Source organism: Vibrio sp. Of7-15 (genome assembly GCF_022347565.1).
GTDB lineage: Bacteria > Pseudomonadota > Gammaproteobacteria > Enterobacterales > Vibrionaceae > NORP241.
The window spans coordinates 1-16,954 of sequence record NZ_JAKRGH010000033.1 but is presented as its reverse complement, the minus strand read 5'-3'; the positions used below and the strand labels follow the sequence as shown (position 1 = coordinate 16,954).

General features: G+C 41.7%; 15 protein-coding genes. 6 read left to right on the top strand and 9 right to left on the bottom strand.

Annotation, left to right across the window (positions count from 1 at the left end; genetic code table 11):
* Nucleotides 1-182: 182 nt before the first annotated feature.
* The 6 genes from MHO82_RS22765 to MHO82_RS22740 all read right to left on the bottom strand — a co-directional run bounded on the left by MHO82_RS22765 (nucleotide 183) and on the right by MHO82_RS22740 (nucleotide 4,292).
* The gene (locus MHO82_RS22765; RefSeq protein WP_239188263.1) at nucleotides 183-575 is read right to left on the bottom strand and encodes a DUF6678 family protein; all 393 of its coding nucleotides are present in this window, start codon (nucleotides 573-575) and stop codon (nucleotides 183-185) included.
* Between the two features lie 114 nt (nucleotides 576-689).
* On the bottom strand, nucleotides 690-1,517 hold the full coding sequence (locus MHO82_RS22760; protein ID WP_239188261.1) for a DUF1963 domain-containing protein: 828 nt from the start codon (nucleotides 1,515-1,517) through the stop codon (nucleotides 690-692).
* 335 nt (nucleotides 1,518-1,852) lie between these two features.
* The gene (locus MHO82_RS22755; protein WP_239188259.1) at nucleotides 1,853-2,776 is read right to left on the bottom strand and encodes an EamA family transporter; all 924 of its coding nucleotides are present in this window, start codon (nucleotides 2,774-2,776) and stop codon (nucleotides 1,853-1,855) included.
* 418 nt (nucleotides 2,777-3,194) lie between these two features.
* The gene (locus MHO82_RS22750) at nucleotides 3,195-3,596 is read right to left on the bottom strand and encodes a hypothetical protein (protein ID WP_239188257.1); all 402 of its coding nucleotides are present in this window, start codon (nucleotides 3,594-3,596) and stop codon (nucleotides 3,195-3,197) included.
* A 125-nt stretch (nucleotides 3,597-3,721) separates the two neighbouring features.
* Nucleotides 3,722-3,946, bottom strand: coding sequence for a hypothetical protein (locus MHO82_RS22745; protein ID WP_239188255.1), 225 nt, complete (start codon nucleotides 3,944-3,946; stop codon nucleotides 3,722-3,724).
* A gap of 7 nt (nucleotides 3,947-3,953) precedes the next feature.
* Nucleotides 3,954-4,292 carry a hypothetical protein gene (locus MHO82_RS22740; RefSeq protein WP_239188253.1) on the bottom strand — a complete coding sequence of 113 codons (339 nt, stop codon included), beginning with the start codon at nucleotides 4,290-4,292 and terminating at the stop codon, nucleotides 3,954-3,956.
* Nucleotides 4,293-4,707: 415 nt separating this feature from the next.
* Here MHO82_RS22740 and MHO82_RS22735 point away from each other — a divergent pair, with 415 nt between their 5' ends.
* Nucleotides 4,708-5,664, top strand: coding sequence for an acyltransferase (locus MHO82_RS22735; protein ID WP_239188250.1), 957 nt, complete (start codon nucleotides 4,708-4,710; stop codon nucleotides 5,662-5,664).
* Between the two features lie 337 nt (nucleotides 5,665-6,001).
* Nucleotides 6,002-6,181, top strand: coding sequence for a DUF3565 domain-containing protein (locus tag MHO82_RS22730; RefSeq protein ID WP_239188248.1), 180 nt, complete (start codon nucleotides 6,002-6,004; stop codon nucleotides 6,179-6,181).
* A gap of 53 nt (nucleotides 6,182-6,234) precedes the next feature.
* Here MHO82_RS22730 and MHO82_RS22725 read toward each other — a convergent pair whose 3' ends face one another.
* Entirely contained in the window at nucleotides 6,235-6,765 is a 531-nt protein-coding gene (locus MHO82_RS22725; protein WP_239188246.1) for a chorismate mutase, read from the bottom strand.
* A 131-nt stretch (nucleotides 6,766-6,896) separates the two neighbouring features.
* On the opposite strand from MHO82_RS22725, the gene MHO82_RS22720 reads away from it, so the two are divergent.
* Both MHO82_RS22720 and MHO82_RS22715 read left to right on the top strand, forming a co-directional pair.
* Nucleotides 6,897-7,658, top strand: coding sequence for a TSUP family transporter (locus MHO82_RS22720; protein WP_239188244.1), 762 nt, complete (start codon nucleotides 6,897-6,899; stop codon nucleotides 7,656-7,658).
* 180 nt (nucleotides 7,659-7,838) lie between these two features.
* The gene (locus MHO82_RS22715) at nucleotides 7,839-9,065 is read left to right on the top strand and encodes a sugar efflux transporter (protein WP_343299984.1); all 1,227 of its coding nucleotides are present in this window, start codon (nucleotides 7,839-7,841) and stop codon (nucleotides 9,063-9,065) included.
* A gap of 173 nt (nucleotides 9,066-9,238) precedes the next feature.
* Here MHO82_RS22715 and MHO82_RS22710 read toward each other — a convergent pair whose 3' ends face one another.
* Nucleotides 9,239-10,387 carry a sirohydrochlorin chelatase gene (locus tag MHO82_RS22710; protein WP_239188240.1) on the bottom strand — a complete coding sequence of 383 codons (1,149 nt, stop codon included), beginning with the start codon at nucleotides 10,385-10,387 and terminating at the stop codon, nucleotides 9,239-9,241.
* A gap of 234 nt (nucleotides 10,388-10,621) precedes the next feature.
* On the opposite strand from MHO82_RS22710, the gene cobW reads away from it, so the two are divergent.
* Nucleotides 10,622-11,701, top strand: a complete 1,080-nt coding sequence (gene cobW, locus MHO82_RS22705; protein ID WP_239188238.1) for a cobalamin biosynthesis protein CobW — start codon at nucleotides 10,622-10,624, stop codon at nucleotides 11,699-11,701.
* A complete protein-coding gene (gene cobN / locus MHO82_RS22700; protein WP_239188236.1) occupies nucleotides 11,701-15,579 on the top strand; it encodes a cobaltochelatase subunit CobN in 3,879 nt (1,292 codons plus the stop codon). Before cobW ends, cobN begins: the two co-directional genes overlap by 1 nt.
* Nucleotides 15,580-15,585: 6 nt before the next feature.
* Here cobN and MHO82_RS22695 read toward each other — a convergent pair whose 3' ends face one another.
* Nucleotides 15,586-16,569 carry an integron integrase gene (locus MHO82_RS22695; protein ID WP_239188234.1) on the bottom strand — a complete coding sequence of 328 codons (984 nt, stop codon included), beginning with the start codon at nucleotides 16,567-16,569 and terminating at the stop codon, nucleotides 15,586-15,588.
* Between the last annotated feature and the right edge of the window lie 385 nt (nucleotides 16,570-16,954).

The following is a 16,954-nucleotide window of genomic DNA, read 5'->3' as shown; positions in this document are numbered from 1 at the left end:
TAGCGTCACCATTATATGCCACACTTACCTTGTAACTCTTATCGTGTTTTGATTTGTCAATAAAGGTCGAATTGTAAGTCTTCGCTATAGATGGGCACTCATAAAGTCGATGTGTTTCTTCGGATCTGCTGATTCTCTCCAAATTTTGATCATATTCACTACACAGTAAGGGGTTGTTATGGCTATATATATCCTACGATTCGATAACCTGTTTCAGTTTTTTCCAAAGGAAACTGAGCTTTAGATTGTAAGTAATTGATCAGTTCATCTAACGTATTATTGTCTTCAAAACTAAATTCAAGCCATTCAATCTCTTTATAAATCCAAGGCTCTATGAACCAATTGTGTTCAACGAAATCTTCATTACTCTCAGTATAAGAGATCCTGACTTTATCATCGTGAACGAGTTTGAATTGAATTCTATACTTTTTTTCTTCGAAAGACGCACAATATGTCAGTAATTTGAACCATTTTGTATTACTCATAAATGACACACTGAATTTTCTTTTTATTGTTGCTTCTAGCTTTACAAAGCTTTGATCTAATTTAGTTTTGCGTATCTTATGTTTATTCATTAGAGCCTTAAATTAATCATAATGAGTGATAAGGTTTCTTGTCTCTAAAGCATTTCCGACGCGACACTTTAGTCTAGAAAAGTCTCGATTGTTTATGCCGCCAAATCGTAAGATTTAACAGCAGTCCCAATAAAAGTATGCTTTCTCAAGATTTCCAGCTTTCAAGTCATCGGGGTGAATGAATAAATGACCGACACCGCTGTCACCAAACATGATGAAGTCATCAATACCGATTTGTAGTAGTTGTACATCATTTTTACGTTTAGAGCTGTAGTCTCGTGGATCACCTTGGGTAAAGGTGGCATACCCGCCTATTTTATGGCCTGAGCACGAGAAATAATTGTAAAATTCTTTCTTTTGATTTTTGTGTAAGTCACTTTCAAAGTCTCCAAAATCTTTGGTGCCAAACATGAGTGAAAATTGGGAATCTTCACTACAGCCTGTGTCTATGGCTTTTTTGAAACTCAAATTATGAATTTTGTTGATAGGAAGTTCTTTATATACAGCATAATCAATGAAAGAGAAGTCCGAGACTGGTTGTTTTTGTAAGTCTGTGCTGCTGTGGTATAGGATTTTTTCCGAACCTATGTCCCCCCAATCATCTGCTGGAAAATAAAGTTGTAAGAGTCCGCTTGAAGGAAAGTGAGTTAATTCAGGCGTTTCTGAAAAATTAATTTGAGCAATTAAGATCATGGGCTTTCCGTTTTCATCTTTCGGGTACTCTGACCCTGATGGTATAAAAGGAAAACCAAGAAATTTACTTTTTGTAAGTTTTAAAGGGTCTTCGGATAGCTTGTTAGCCAATGGCTTTGCTTTTATCGAAATGTAATCTCGTTGTAAGTTTTTTAATTCTTTTTCATAGGTTTTTAATATCGGGGGAACGTGAGCTTTTGGTGCCATTAAATTCATTATGATGGTTTTTATCTGCTTACTTAAACTCACTACGACTGTCCTACTATGGAAAAAGTGCTAACGGGTGGTATGAACTCTGTCATTTTAGCATGAACGATGTTTTTGCAAATAATACGATCGCAGTATTTACCCCATAGGGCGAATGCCTGATCTTGCGTCATATCAGGATCGAAGATCCTGAATGATCGCTGAAAACGTTGGCCAAAATGAATTAAACTCTGATTTTGTGATTTCTTTAATTATTCCCCTTCCTTTAAGGCATGTGACTTTCTCTTCGTTTTGCCTTTGTTTATTCTCTCCCTAATTCTGTATTTTTGAACGACTACAGGGCAGGAAGGGGCAAAACAACTACAAAGCTTCTATTGTTAATTGCTCTTTACGTTTGAAGTAGAGGTGGAAGATGGCCGAAATGTATTCATATAACCAGAGCCGAATAGAACGCCCAGAAGAATAATCGCAGTTCCAATCAATTGAATGGTTTCGATTTCTTGGCCCAGAATGAAGCTTATTACTAACGTAAATAACGGGATCATGTTGGTGGTGACTGATGTTTTCTCAGGGCCAAGTACTTGGCAACCTGTTATCCAAAAATAGTACGCAAGCACAGTGCCCAGTATGCCCATATACCCGAGCAAGGCATAGGAAGATAAAGAGATGGATGTATAGTCGTAGTTAATATCGCCTTGAATTAAGCTTGTTAAAAACATAAATACAGTGCCGAATAAAACGGTCCATCGTGTTGCTTGACCTGAAGGTATATGACTGATTAACGTTTTGGTGAGTACAGCATAAAGGCCACCACAGACACAGGCGATCATGATCCATATATCACCTAAGTTGTATTCCAACGCCATGTAGTCTCCTTTAGTTATGACCAGAAAAACGCCGCAAATAGCTAGGAGCAACCCTACACGTTGATAGTGGCTAATCTTAACGTTCAAGAAGAGTTTGGAAAGAATGACACTCACCAGAGGCATACTGGCCATAATCAACGCGCCATTTACAGCAGAGGTCTCTTTCATACCTGCAAAGATGGCGTAGTTGAAACAAAAAATGCCAACAAACCCCAGCCCCAAAAGATAAGCGTAGTCTTTGACTGATAGTGTGGTTCCCCGTTCTACAAAGGGTACGACTGCAATAAGTACCATTGAGGCAATTACAAACCGAATGAGCGACGAGACTATTGGAGGAATATCGCTGTCTAAAGCTGCGATTGCGTTAAAGTTGCTGCCCCAAAAAAATACGGCAGCAATAACCATTGCCCATATATAATTATGTTGTTTAGTCATCGTGTTCTCTTCGTTAACGAGTGCCTGAATTCGCGGTGAAACATGGTTTTTATTTGGTAAATCAGAAGGCAGTGGATAGTAAGTTTCTTCAATACGGTTTGGTCAATTTTTAGGACGCCTGTATAGACATAAAAAGTGTCACATACGCACATTCGGTTTTTCGGTAAAAGGTTGTACCAAAAATGCCGGGTTTTATCTATCACTTTTACTTTGCAGTACTTAATTTAAGTGGAAGCTGAAGTAATGTCGTGTAATTTATTAGTCATTAACCCCAAGGTTGCTCCTGACATGCTTTTTTGAATGTGGGAGTCACGAACCTTGATGAACTCACTAATCAAGAATGGTGTTTCAGGTAATGGCTCTGATGGATGACCACTGCTTCCTGTATACCTAAAGAAGGTGTTGAGTGTACTGTATTTTAGGCTCTAAGTACCTGAACCAACCGCTCAAAGCAAAATGTCGTTGGCCCATATCGTTCTTGAAGAGCTATCTCAAATGACTCAACAAGAATAGTGGCTCCAACAATTACTTCATTGCTGTCCCAGTACCCCAAATGGTCGTACTCGATATGCTCATCCCCATGTACAATTTCTACGGTGCCCCATTCTTCACTAAGAAAATCCTGACGTTTGCCCACAAAAGAGACAATACCGAGTATTCTAGAACGTTGAATAAGGCCAGAATCATAACTTTTCCACCATTTCTCAGTTCCAACTTTTCCATATTTTTCTATATATTCTGGCCAGCTATTCTTTAGAGCCTCATTGACTGAATCAGCCCACGAATTTTCAACGTTTTTTAGATCAAAAATGGTAGACATAGATAGTCCGGTTATCTTTACAGGGTTGCTCTTGAAGTAAACACTATTTATAAAATGATAGGTTGATATTGGGTTTAAGCCTCTTCACCCAAGTCTTTGAGGCTATAATTTGCTATTTCTCCCTCTTAAGTGCTCATGTTTTCACCAAGTTCAAATTCATAAACTTCAGCTTCATACATAAAACTGCCATTTTGATCAACCTTATAAGCGACACAGCCAGCATTACCATCAGGAAAGGTAAACCCCTGATCTATAATCACAACATCCCCAGTTTGGGGGGCGCTTCCGTTGAAAGAACGATACCGCTCACTTGGGATTTTTGTTAAGAGCTGAGCTTTAATCGCGTCCATATTTTTCTTACTCATGTATATAAGAGGGAGTAATGGCCTGAAGCTTTTCGGATGCCATATAACCATATTCTGTATTAGCATGGTTTTCTTTAATGAAACGGTAGACACCAATGGCTCCGTTAATATCATTAATGGCCTCTAAGCTCATGGCTTTATAATACCGAATCATTGCTTTCATGCTTTCGTTATAATCGTACTGGTGCATAATTCTATCTGCAATACTGATAGCCTCGTGATAGTCTCCATCTTCATAGTTATTTTGAACTCTTATTGCACCACCATCTCTGGCTAAGGAGGAACAACCAACTAGGCTTAATAACATAAAAACAACGAAATACTTCTTCATTAGGGACTCTCAAAATTTTACGAACATGGCACTATATCAAATTATGCCGCTGTTTATGAACAATATATAAAAATTTGTGGTTTAACCATGAGGATTAAAAATCCCACTAGCTTGCATGTCTATTGTTTAAATAACAAACAGTATTTTGAACTTATAAAGTCAAGGGCTTCTGTGTGTAATATATGAGATGTCAGTGGAATTTTAATTGCTAATAAGTTAACGATTTTCTTATTTAGAGGTATTTTTTGGCTGCGCATAATTCAGGTGGGTTCATGAAAATGGACCTCAGGTTTTCTGGCCAATAATTTTCGGTAAGCAGTAGTAGTTTTTGATACAATACACAACAGGTTGCTTTATAAAAGTGCCCACTTAGTAGGCGTTACAATTAGTAGTCATCATAGGAATAGAAAAAATAATGGAAAGAAACGTTTCGTTGGACATTTTAAAGCTGATTATGGCCTTTATGGTTGTTGGCCTTCATGCTGGCTTCTTGGGTGATATTACACAGATAGGCCAACATCTTACAGTTCAAGGACTTTTTAGGATTGCGGTTCCAGTTTTCCTTCTAATTAATGGTTATTATTTTTTTCAGGTATTATCTAGAAAAAATAGCGGACTTTGGTTTAAAAGAGTTTTTATATTATATATAGTATGGATGTTGATTTATTCATTTTTCTGGTTTTATGTACCAGACTTTTCGTTGAAAAGTATTACTCTCTTCACACTGAAGATACTATTTGGTTATCATCACCTTTGGTATATATCTGGAATGATAGGGGCTGCGTTAATACTTGTTTTTTCTCATAAGCTGCCTTCTTTTTTTCTAATTATTATTTCTTTGACGTTTTTCTTTATAGGTGTATTAATACAGTATTTGGGTAACTACCATGTTTTTGAAGGTAAAGTTATAGATGAAGTGTTTAATTTAAACTGGTCCCATCGAAATTCAGTTTTTTTTGCATTTCCATTTTTATGCTTGGGATATTTGATTCATAAGCATTCAATTATTGATAAAGTTAACTTGAAGATTACTTCTATAGGCTGTTTTTTGGGGCTATTTCTATTGTTCATAGAGTCTTACTTTAATTATGTAAATATTGGGGAGTATAGTGGTTTTGACAACTACCTGTCACTTATAATTGTATGTCCTTTTATATTTTTATTTGCCTCTAAAATTAATATCAAAGGAAAAAGTAAAAACATCGCACTTTACTCATCATCAATATACTTTATACACGCACTTGTATTATTAATCTTGGCAGAGTTTTCTCAATTAGAAGAGACAAGTTTAACCTTTTGGGCTGTTTTATGCTCAGTAATCGCATCTTATTTTATTATTGAGATTAATAAAAAAGTTAAAGTTATGTTGTGAATATAAATTGAGACTACGGCACTAATAGTTAATTGTTGGTGCCTTTAATAACCCCCTTTTAGAGTATCCACCATTTTTCAGAATCTTATTTGCATACAATATAGGGTCGTGACTATAACATGGTGATTTGAACTATACTATTATTCATTTCCGAGTGAATTTTATGGCTACCATCGACGTTCCATGCCGCTACTGCTCCCAGACTAAATCGGTTTGTAAATATGGTTCTGGGGCGAATAATATCCAGCGCTTCAGTTGCTTTGATTGTAGAAAATCATTCCAACTTGATTACACTTATAATGCCTATTACCCTGGTATAAAAGAGAGAATCGTTGATATGACGATAAAAAACTGGGTTGCACAGTTAGTATGTGGTCACTTTCAGCACGTTCGACACAACCCACCTTGGGTCAGTCGCCCTTGGGTGATCAGCGAGGTTGGTCGTAAGAAAATGTTGGGGTTTGAGCTTAACTGCATTAAATGTGACGAGGTAGCCCCAAAAGATCAACAAGAGTGATATTGGGGCTCGTACACTTTTCTGCCATGAATTTTAGTGTAATTCTGAATCCATTATTTCAGTCTAACCGCAAGCAGAGCATTGAAAAGGGCTCTTTTATCCACTGTGGTTAAATAAGGTCTGTTTATTGTTGCAGAAAACGCTTCCCAATCACCTTCTGAAAACTGCCCTTGAGTTTGTAAGTAGCTCAAAATTTCTTGGTCTATTTTTTTCCCAAGTGCAATAAGCTCTGGTCGAATAACGGCTTTCAAATCCCTTGGTTTTTTATTTGTTGGCTGGTTAAGTAAGTCGGCACGGTAACGGTACTGAATCGCTTTCGCAGCTGAGATTTGAGCGGTATAAAAAGCGGCGATACTTTTTTTGTCTAGTCCGAGAGCTTCCGCTGAATAAGTGGCTTTTTCAATCACAAATTGCTCACGTTTAATATCTTCAATCGGTTTTTGATGGTTTACTTTATACAGTGCTACGTCTTCCATATAGCTAAGACGGGCATTAATGGTTGAAAACAAGTCTGTTTGCTCTGTGGCAGAAAAAGCTTGGAAAGAAAGAAACGCTAAAAGAAGTAGTGGTAACTTTTGAAACACAATGAGGTCCTTTGAATGACAACGATAAAAAGTTATTGTGGCATTTCAATATAACATATGCACTTAATTTCTATTGTTGCCAAATGGTATGCTATTTGACAGCAAGCATAGCAATTATTGAGAGATAAAATATGAATACAGAGCTTTTATTAGCGTTGTTAGCCTTAATTATGATCGGCACCTATTTTCAAACCGTAACTGGGTTCGGGCTAGGGATCATTGTTATTGGTGTAGCCACCGCGTTGGATTTAGCCAGTGTCCACATGAGTGCTGCTGTGGTGAGTTTAGTGACGTTAGTGAATTGTGCGATAGCACTACCGGGGGCCCGAAAGCACATTGACTGGCAAGCCATTAAGTTTGTGCTTATTGGTGTGGTGCCTGGCATCATCATTGGCGTTTTGTTATTGGGGCTACTAAGTGCATCTGCCACTAATATGCTGCAAGGGCTACTGGGAAGTATGATTGTTTACAGTGGCTTAAGTCTTTTTTTAAGCCCGCAAAAACAAACCACTAGATCGGGTAACATGAGCTTTTTGGTGAGTGGGTTAGGATCAGGTTTAACTGGCGGTATGTTTGGTATGTCGGGCCCACCCATTGTGTATCAATTTTATCGTCAACCTTTTGAAATTAACGTGATCAGAAACATGCTGCTGGCGGTATTTGTTTGTACTTCGGCATCGCGTAGTCTGTTTGTAGGTGTTCAGGGCGAGCTGGATCAGGACATTCTTTTGCTATCAGCATGCGCTTTGCCAGTAGTGGCACTGTCTACGGTATTGGGTCGCCGCTTTCCACCACCGCTAAGTCAGCAGGCCATGCGTCGAATGGTATTTTTTATCCTGATGCTGATTGGTCTGTACCTGATCGTAAAAGCTGTGATGGGGGCTTTGGCTTAATCTCTATTAAGCAATGAAAGTGCATCAAGGTTAACCATGTACTTTTTGGGTATCACATTAGAGTCATATATTGTTCTTGGATCATTTTTACTTTTATTTATGAATGACTTTGCGGTTTAATGTCTCTTTGATATTCATTACCTTGAATATCAAGTAAGGTGGAAGAAAAAGTGGCATAACATAAAAAATGAGGATAGGGATATCAAAAAGGCACTGGATTTTTTTCGTAGCGATGCGGGTAGTTACTTCATCATTAATGGCTTAACGGCTTTAGCATTTTCTTTTATTTTACCCATCATGAGTCTGTTTTTAGTTGAAGGGCTTGGGGTAGAGCCTATTTATATTGGCTTGTATACGATTAGCGCTGCTTTGTCCGGTATGATCATGAGCCAAAAGCTTGGTGGTTTGTCAGACCGTGGTATCGACAGTAAAACCCTATTTTTATGTGCTGTATTTGGTATTGTGTTGGCCGCTTTATCCTTTTCTTTATTAACCGAGTTTTGGCAAGCCCTTGTCGTTGGTATTGTGTTCATGGGACTTGGCAGTTCATCCATCCCATTGATTCTGGCTATGATCCGACGCTTCGCTGAAGGTTCTGGTCAAAATAGCACAAAAATCAACTCTCAAATGCGATCATCGGTCTCTCTTATTTGGATTGTTGGTCCAGCTTTGGCCTTTGCTTCTGTTGATAATTTGGGCTTTAGTGTGAATTTTTACGTGGCAGCTTTGATTGCTTTGTTTGTGATTGCTTATACATGGAAAATACTGCCTAACGCGTCTGTCGCTACGACAGAACAAACTAAAATAGGGGAGCATCATAAAGCAAGCGTTCGCTTACCTAAGGCTGTTTGGTTTTTAGGAGGCGTCGTTTTTTTTGCTAATGTGGCAAACAGCACATACATTACGGCAATGCCTTTATACGTCACTCAAGAGATGGGTTTTCCAGTCTCGTTTCCTGGTCTGTTACTTGGCATGACCGCGGCGTTTGAAATTCCGATCATGCTGCTTGCGGCCAATTGGTCACAAAAAGTAGGGAAAGTGAAGTTATTGTTATTCAGTTTTGGGTGTGCTGTGATTTTTTATATTTTGCTTCAGATGATCACAAGCATGGCAGCATTTGTTGTTATTCAACTGTTTAATGGTTTGTTTTTTGGCATTTTTGTAGGGCTTGGTGTCACGGTGTTGCAAGATGAAGCTCCCGATTTTATTGGTAAAGCCACTGCTTTTTACACAAATGCGATGGCTGTAGGGACGATGGCAGGAACAAGCGTGATGGGCTTGTTATCTCAATATTTTGGTTATAAAAGCGCGTTATTATTGTGTTTGGGCTCGATGTTGATTGCATTTGTATTATTGTTGTCATTTGAGTTAAGAACTAGCCGGAATAGTAAGCAGGCGCTGGCTTAGATAGCAGATAAATCATTAATGTTACGGTCAATTGCAAAATGCTTTAGTGCTATAATAAGTCGGGTTTTGATAATGCCGGAAATAAAGCGCTGCAGCGTTTGGAGTGGATTGAGTGCCATGAAAAAGCCAATTGAGGGTATCAACTGGCTTTCTAGTCCTACTTTTACAATCTGTTACTTTTTGCAGCTCGGAGTGCCTGGCTGCTCTGCTTTTATTTTCTTTTCTTCATCAATAATTTCTTGTGGGAACTGACCCATAAAGCAGCAACATAAGTTGTCATTGATCATAGTTCGTGGCCCAAATGGATGCCCAATGTGTTTGTACGGGGCGTGATGATGACCGTGATCGTGGTTATGATCATGAGAATGGCTGTGATGATGGCCATGACTGTGTGAGTGGTCGTGATCATGGTGATGAGAATGTGAGTGAGTTTCTTCACCTTCGGGTTTAAATTCCGCGTGATGATGATGTACTTCAACTTCACCGCGAGCCAAGCGCGCTTTAAAGTCGGCCATTAAGCCAATGTGGTGCGGTGGCACATCAATGGTCTCTTCAATACGAAGCTTAAACGTATTGATCACATGTTCTTGCTCGCGCAGGTAATCGGCTTTCATGAACTGAACATCTGGGTTGGCATCAGCAACGCTATCCACATAGGTATGAATACGGTCAATTAAGCGACCACCAAACAAAAAGTAAGGTGCTACAACGATCTTTTTAAAGCCCAGTTTTAGTGCCATTTCTAAACCGCGGCCTACTGAAGGGTAGGTTACACCCGAATAAACGGTTTCAGACCAACCAAACCCTAAGTTTTCGCTGACGATGCGAGTCAGTTTTGCAGCATCGGCGTTGGCTTCTACAACGGAAGTACCTCGGCCGACGACTACTAACATGGTATCGTAAAGCTCACCCACAGCAGGAACCTCTTTCAGGCCCATGGCATTTAATACGCGCTGCTGAAAAGCCAAGATCATCTCTTCATGAAGCCCCAGCTCTTTGCCGTATTCAATGTCTAAATGCGGATGTTTTTCTTGGTAGGTGGTTAATACCGATGGAATGTCATTTTGGGCATGAGTGGCTGCAAACAGCATTCCTGGTACCGCATGAATTTGTGTCACTCCTTGTGCGACTAATCGATCTAACGCCGTATGAATATTCGGGGCGGAGTATTCTAAAAAACCGTATTCCACTTTAAGGGTTGGATAGCGGCTTTTTAAGCTTTTTGCTAATAGGGCGAATTCGTCTTCTGCAATCTTTGCTCTGCTGCCATGACCACAAATGAGGACGCCAGCATGTTCCGGTAGTGTTTCTATTTTAGTCATTGTTTTCCCTCTCTGAGTGAATTGTACCCTCCATCCGTCTAGACTTCTATCATTGAATAAAAAATCAGGTAAACGTTTGCACTTGGTACCAATGACTCCCTATAATTCCTCGCTCATGGATCAGTAAATATTTCAATTCACTCACTATTGCACTTGGTTTAATAATCATTCTTCTTATGGTTTGGGTTATTAATTCGAGTTGTAAAGTAAGTAGTTGACTCTAGGAGTAACAAGATGCAACTGAATAAAATACCTGTCACCGTTGTCACTGGCTTTTTAGGCAGTGGGAAAACCACTCTATTATCTAATGTGCTAAAGCAAGCGGCAGGCAAGCGAATTGCTGTGATCGTAAACGAATTTGGTGAACTTGATATTGATGCGGATTTGTTACGCAGCTGTCCGCTTGACTGTGAAGAGGAAGCTAATCAGGTTACGTCTGAAGAGAATGGTATTTACGAATTGGCGAATGGTTGTATTTGCTGCACCGTAGAAGAAGAATTTCTGCCTGTGATGCAGCAGCTGGTAGAGCGTCGTGAGGACATTGATCATATTTTGATTGAGACTAGTGGCTTAGCGCTGCCAAAACCGTTAGTGCAAGCATTTAATTGGCCGGAAATTAAACAATACTGCACAGTAGATGCGGTGATCACCGTGATTGATGGCCCAGCAGTGGCGGCAGGTCGTTTTGCTGACGACGCTGACAAAGTACAAGCGCAGCGTTTGGCCGATGACAGTTTAGATCATGATCCAAGCCTTCAAGAGCTATTGGACGATCAGTTAAGCGCGGCTGATTTAATCGTGGTGAGCAAAAATGATTTATTAGACAGCCAGCAGCGCGATCAAGTAAAAACCGTAGTCAGTAAGAAAGTGCCCCAGGCAGTAAAAACCACTTATATTGATCATGGTGACGTGCAGTTAGATGTGATTATTGGCCTTGACTCGGCAGCGGAAGATCGCATTGAAGACGTTCATAACCACCACGATCATCATCATGCACATGGTGAGCATCACGATCATGCTCACGATCATTTTGACTCGCACGTGATCACCTTAGGCGAAGTGAATGGTGAACGTTTACAAACGGCGCTGAGTGAACTGCTTGCAGAACACAATATTTATCGCGCTAAAGGTTTTGCTGCGTTGCCGGGTAAGCCGATGCGTCAGGTATTGCAAGCTGTTGGTGAACGGTTGGATGTGCATTTTGATCGCTTGTGGACTACGGATGAGCCTCGCCAGACGGGCTTGGTGTTCATTGGTAAACAGCTCGATCGGGATGTATTAGAACAAGCGTTAAAACAAGCTGAGATCAGCTAATGCATTTACTTGCAGCTCAGCCCGGTGGTTTTACCGATGATGAAGGGATCATCGACTTAAACCAGAGCCCTGCTGATATGGTGGTGTTATCTGCGGCGGACAGCTCATTAGCAGCACTGGCTAATGCGGCGCACTCGTTGCCTGAGGATTTTCCCTCCATTCGGTTAGCCAATTGGATGCAACTTCTAAAACCTGCGGCGTTTGATTTGTACCAGCATAAAGTTTTGGATCACGCCAAAGTGGTGGTGGTGTCTCTACTGGGCGGGCAAAACTACTGGCAATATGGTTTTGAACGTTTGTTGGAATGGGCTGCAAGTCATCGAACATCACGCCCTCATTACCTGATTGTGGTCCCGGGGGATGATTCGCCCGATGAAGCTTTGTTCTCTGCCTCTTCAGTACCACGTGAAATGGCCGTTAATGTGTGGCGTTATTTACGTGAAGGTGGTGGGCTTAATCACCACCACCTTTACACCTATCTTGCAGATCAGCTGCTTGAAAAAAAGTATGGCTGGCACCAGCCGCAAGTGATCCCGAACTGTCAGATTTACATGCCGCCTGCTTTGACAGAGCACGCCATGGCCTCGTTGTCTGATTGGCAGCAGAGATGGGCACAACGGCAACCACAGGTTTCTGTTGCCGTGGTGCTGTTTTACCGTAGCCATTTACAAAGTGCCAATACCGCCATGTTTGATGCCTTAATTGAGTGCATTGAAGAGCAAGGGCTGAATCCGTTGCCGATAGCCATCGCATCGTTAAAAGATCTGGAATCTATCACGCTGGTAAACGCTCTATTAAAGCAAAGTCAGGCGAGTGTGGTGATTAACACGACAGGCTTTGCGAGCAATCGAGTATCAAGCCCGGAATTGAGCTCGGAGCCTAGCGAGTTCGTCTCGCCTTTTTGTCGTGATATTCCAGTATTGCAATTGGTGTTATCCAGCAGTACAGAGCAAGACTGGCAAGAGTATAATCAAGGGTTGCGTAGCCGTGACATCGCCATGCAAGTGGTGCTGCCAGAAATGGATGGCCGAGTAATCACCCGAGCGGTGAGTTTTAAAGCCGAAGCGTTTTACAATGAACGCTGCGAAATTTCTGTGGTGCATTACGCGCTTCATTATGAACGGGCTCAATTTGTCGCGCAGTTGGCAGTGAAGTATTGCCAGCTAGCAAACAAAAAGAACAGCGACAAGCGGATTGGGTTAGTACTGGCTAACTATCCAACCAAAGATGGCCGTATAGGTAATGGGGTTGGGCTGGATACGCCAGCGTCGACACTGAATATTTTACATACGCTGCAAACCGCGGGCTATCCGGTGGAAGACATTCCAAGCTCAGGCACAGAGCTGATTCAGCTGTTGCTCGACGTGATCACCAACAACCCAGATACCATTCATCAGCGGGCTTGTTGGCAGAGTCTGTCGGTTGATGAATACATGGTGCATTTTCAGCGGCTTCCGGAAGAGAGCCAACAAGCGATTTGGCAGCGCTGGGGAGCGCCAGACGAAGATCCGAAATTTCGCCAAGGCCGATTAATGCTGTCAGGCATTCGGTTAGGGGAAACCTTTGTCGGCATTCAGCCAGCACGTGGCTTTAATATGGATTTAAATGCCAACTATCATGACCCTGACTTAGTGCCGCCTCACAGTTATTTGGCGTTTTATTTCTGGCTTCGTCATTGTTACCAAGTGGATGCGCTGATCCATGTGGGCAAACATGGCAATTTAGAGTGGCTGCCGGGTAAAGGGCATGCATTATCCAATCAATGCTGGCCAGATGTGGTGTTGGGGCCAATGCCTAACTTTTACCCGTTTATTGTAAATGATCCGGGGGAAGGGGCGCAGGCAAAACGACGCATACAAGCGGTGATCATCGATCATTTAATGCCACCAATGACCCGCTCTGAAGTGTATGGAGAGTTAGCTGATCTTGAAACGCTGGTGGATGAATATTACCAAGCCATGGGGATGGATACTCGCCGTGAAGAGTGGCTTCGAGATAAAATCATTCGCTTGGTGCAAAAAGCCCATGTGATGGAAGAGCTAGGGTTAACGCAAGGGGCCGATAGTGATGAAATGTTGGCCGAGCTGGATACATACTTGTGTGATATTAAAGAAGCGCAAATTCGTAATGGCTTACACATTCTTGGGGCATTGCCGTCCAGTGATAAGTTGGCCGACACATTAGTGGCATTGCTTCGTCTTCCACGTGGTACAGGCTCAGATAGTCAAGGTATTTTGCATAACTTAGTAATAGATTTAGAGCTTACTCAAGACAGCAATGAGTTTGATCCCCTAGCCAGTAAAAATGAGGCTTGGCTTGGTCCAAAGCCCGCCGTGTTAAATGATATAACCACGAAAGTGTGGCGAACAGAGCTAGATACTCGAGATCGATTGGAGCTATTGGCCATAGAGCTAGTCGAGCGATTTATTGTTCCTCACATATCGAAAGAGCAGCTCCCTCCACAGGCCGATGTGAGCCGGTTTCAAACGGAATTTCCCGCCACAGCCCAGCAATTTGAGTATGTAAAACAGGTTCTATTAAAAGTGTTATCACAAAGTGCCACGAATGAGATCCAAGCACTTCTTGATGGTTTAGAGGGCAAATTCATTGAACCTGGGCCAAGTGGTGCCCCAACCCGAGGCCGATTAGATACCTTACCGACCGGGCGTAATTTTTTCTCATTGGATAATCGCTCGATCCCATCACCAGCAGCATGGGCACTTGGTGAGCGCTCGGCACAGGCTTTGATTGAGCGCCATCTACAAGAACACGGCGATTATCCTAAACAGTTGGGGCTTTCTGTGTGGGGAACCGCGACCATGCGCACTGGCGGTGATGATATTGCTCAGGCTTTTGCGTTAATGGGCATAAAACCGGTATGGGCACCGGGATCGCAACGGGTGATCGATTTTGAAATTATCCCATGTATGTTATTAGGCAGGCCGCGAGTGGATGTCACCTTGCGGGTTTCGGGTTTTTTCCGCGATGCGTTCCCAAACGTGATGAAGCTTTATGATGCTGCCGTGTTAGCCATTGCTCAGTTTGATGATCCGGGTGAGAGTAATACGATCAAAAATAATATTTTGGATCGAACGGCGGAGTTACTTGCTCAAGGTTACAATCAGCAAGAGGCTGAACGTCAGGCGAGTTTTCGTGTGTTTGGCAGTAAGCCTGGCTCTTACGGTGCGGGCCTACAAGGCTTGATTGATGAGCGCTGTTGGGAAGAACAGTCGGATCTGGCCGAAGCGTACGTAAACTGGGGGGGGTACGCCTATGGCAGTACACTCCAAGATGTCGATGGAGTGGAAGCAAAATCTGCTTATGAGTATCGTTTAGGTCATATTGATGTGGTGGTGCAAAATCAAGATAACCGCGAGCACGATTTACTTGATTCAGACGATTATTATCAGTTCCAAGGCGGTATGACCAATGCGGTTCACGTGTTATCTGGTGACATGCCAAAGGTGTATCATAACGATCACTCAAATCCATCTGCCCCTAAGATCAGAACCTTAAAAGAAGAGCTAAATAGGGTGATCCGCTCACGAGTATTAAACCCTAAATGGATTAAGGCCATGAAAGCGCACGGATACAAAGGGGCGTTTGAAATGGCAGCCAGTGTCGATTATATGTTTGCTTATGATGCGACTACGAATTTAATTGATGATTATCAGTATGAAAAAGTTGCGGATGCACTGGTTCTAGAGCCTGATACTCAAGCGTTTCTTCAGCAACACAACCCACAAGCGTTGGAAGAGATGAGTGAGCGTTTATTAGAAGCGGCTCAGCGAGGGTTATGGCAGGAGCCGGGAGAGTATTTGGAGAAGCTTCAAGATCTGCTTCTGGATATGGATGAGCAATTAGAGCAGCCCGATTAGTGTTTTTTAATCAAAATCCAGTGGGCTTTTGGTGCCTGAAAAGTGCAGCCCAACCACATGAGTATAAATCTGGGTGGTTTTGATGTCGGAATGACCAAGCAGCTCTTGAATGGTTCTAAGATCGCCACCTCGTTCTAAAATGCGGGTGGCGAAGCTGTGCCTGAATGTATGGCAACTGGCTTTTTTCGTTATGTTTGCTTTTTTGATGGCGTTACGGACGGCACGTTGAATGGAACTGTCGGTAACGTGGTGGCGACGCAATGTATTTGAGCGAGGATCTTGGCTAATTTGCTTTGATGGAAAGAGATATTGCCAGCCGAGACTTTTAGCCTGAGTTGGGTACTTTTTGTTTAGGGCAAACGGCATATACACTTCATCATGGCCGTTTAGAGCATCAATAGAGTGTTGCTGCTTAACAAATGCCAGTTGAGTGGCTAAATCTTCAATGACTGTATTTGGAAGTAGAGTAGTCCTGTCTTTATTTCCTTTACCTGCACGGATTGTGATGATCCGTTGTTTGATATCGACATCGTTTACTCTGAGGCGAAGAGCTTCATTAATTCTTAATCCGCTACCATACATGAGCTGCGCAATCAGCTTGGCTGGGTGTTTTAGCTCATTAATAACAGCCATTGCTTCACTATGACTAAAGACAGTAGGAAGTGGTGCCGCTTTCTTGGCTCGTTTGAAATCCAAATGATCGACGGGTTGTTGTAAATACTCTTTACAGAGAAAAACGAGGGCGTTTAAGGCGGCTTTTTGTGTATTGGGTGAAACGTTACGTTGGGTAACAAGGTGAGTCAGAAAGGTGGGAATATCTTGAGCGTTGATTTCTTCGCGGGAAGTATAATTGCGAAACCGAATAAAGTGAGTCACCCAATACAAGTACTGTTTCTCTGTATTAAAAGAGAGGCCACGGGTTCTGATAAAAATACGTAGCTGGTCGGCAAATCGCGGCGAGTCTGGTTTTAGAGATTGTGGGATATCCATAAAAATGTATTTTTTAGCTGGTGGTGCTTAATGTAGATAGAACAGGGGTGTGCTGCAAATTACTTTTGTTTATTTTCAATAGAGGTGAGAAAATAGAGAAATTAGGTTTTTAATCAATTACATATAAGGTGAGGGTTAAAGGGAGATATACGGCAGAGTTCAGTATATATCTACATCTATATTAAGTGATGTATTTGTAAGTTTATGGTATACATAGAATTATTGTTATTGAACTGTGCAAAGAATATATTCGGGATAAAAGGCGGCACGGTTTGATATAGTTAGTGTTATGCGTCCTAAGTCAGAATTCTTTCTCTCTGCTCAACGATAGAAACGAAGCATTTTTACTTGTAGAAATAAGAGGCTCTCTTTTGGGGTTTATCGA

What these genes read in the sequence shown, in the direction of transcription:
- MHO82_RS22735 (WP_239188250.1), top strand. Translation starts at nt 4,708, where the DNA reads ATGGAAAGAAACGTTTCGTTGGACATTTTAAAGCTGATTATGGCCTTT.
- MHO82_RS22730 (WP_239188248.1), top strand. Translation starts at nt 6,002, where the DNA reads ATGACGATAAAAAACTGGGTTGCACAGTTAGTATGTGGTCACTTTCAG.
- cobN (WP_239188236.1), top strand. Translation starts at nt 11,701, where the DNA reads ATGCATTTACTTGCAGCTCAGCCCGGTGGTTTTACCGATGATGAAGGG.
- MHO82_RS22740 (WP_239188253.1), bottom strand. Translation starts at nt 4,292, where the DNA reads ATGAAGAAGTATTTCGTTGTTTTTATGTTATTAAGCCTAGTTGGTTGT.
- MHO82_RS22720 (WP_239188244.1), top strand. Translation starts at nt 6,897, where the DNA reads ATGAATACAGAGCTTTTATTAGCGTTGTTAGCCTTAATTATGATCGGC.
- MHO82_RS22695 (WP_239188234.1), bottom strand. Translation starts at nt 16,569, where the DNA reads ATGGATATCCCACAATCTCTAAAACCAGACTCGCCGCGATTTGCCGAC.
- MHO82_RS22710 (WP_239188240.1), bottom strand. Translation starts at nt 10,387, where the DNA reads ATGACTAAAATAGAAACACTACCGGAACATGCTGGCGTCCTCATTTGT.
- MHO82_RS22745 (WP_239188255.1), bottom strand. Translation starts at nt 3,946, where the DNA reads ATGGACGCGATTAAAGCTCAGCTCTTAACAAAAATCCCAAGTGAGCGG.
- MHO82_RS22750 (WP_239188257.1), bottom strand. Translation starts at nt 3,596, where the DNA reads ATGTCTACCATTTTTGATCTAAAAAACGTTGAAAATTCGTGGGCTGAT.
- MHO82_RS22765 (WP_239188263.1), bottom strand. Translation starts at nt 575, where the DNA reads ATGAATAAACATAAGATACGCAAAACTAAATTAGATCAAAGCTTTGTA.
- MHO82_RS22755 (WP_239188259.1), bottom strand. Translation starts at nt 2,776, where the DNA reads ATGACTAAACAACATAATTATATATGGGCAATGGTTATTGCTGCCGTA.
- cobW (WP_239188238.1), top strand. Translation starts at nt 10,622, where the DNA reads ATGCAACTGAATAAAATACCTGTCACCGTTGTCACTGGCTTTTTAGGC.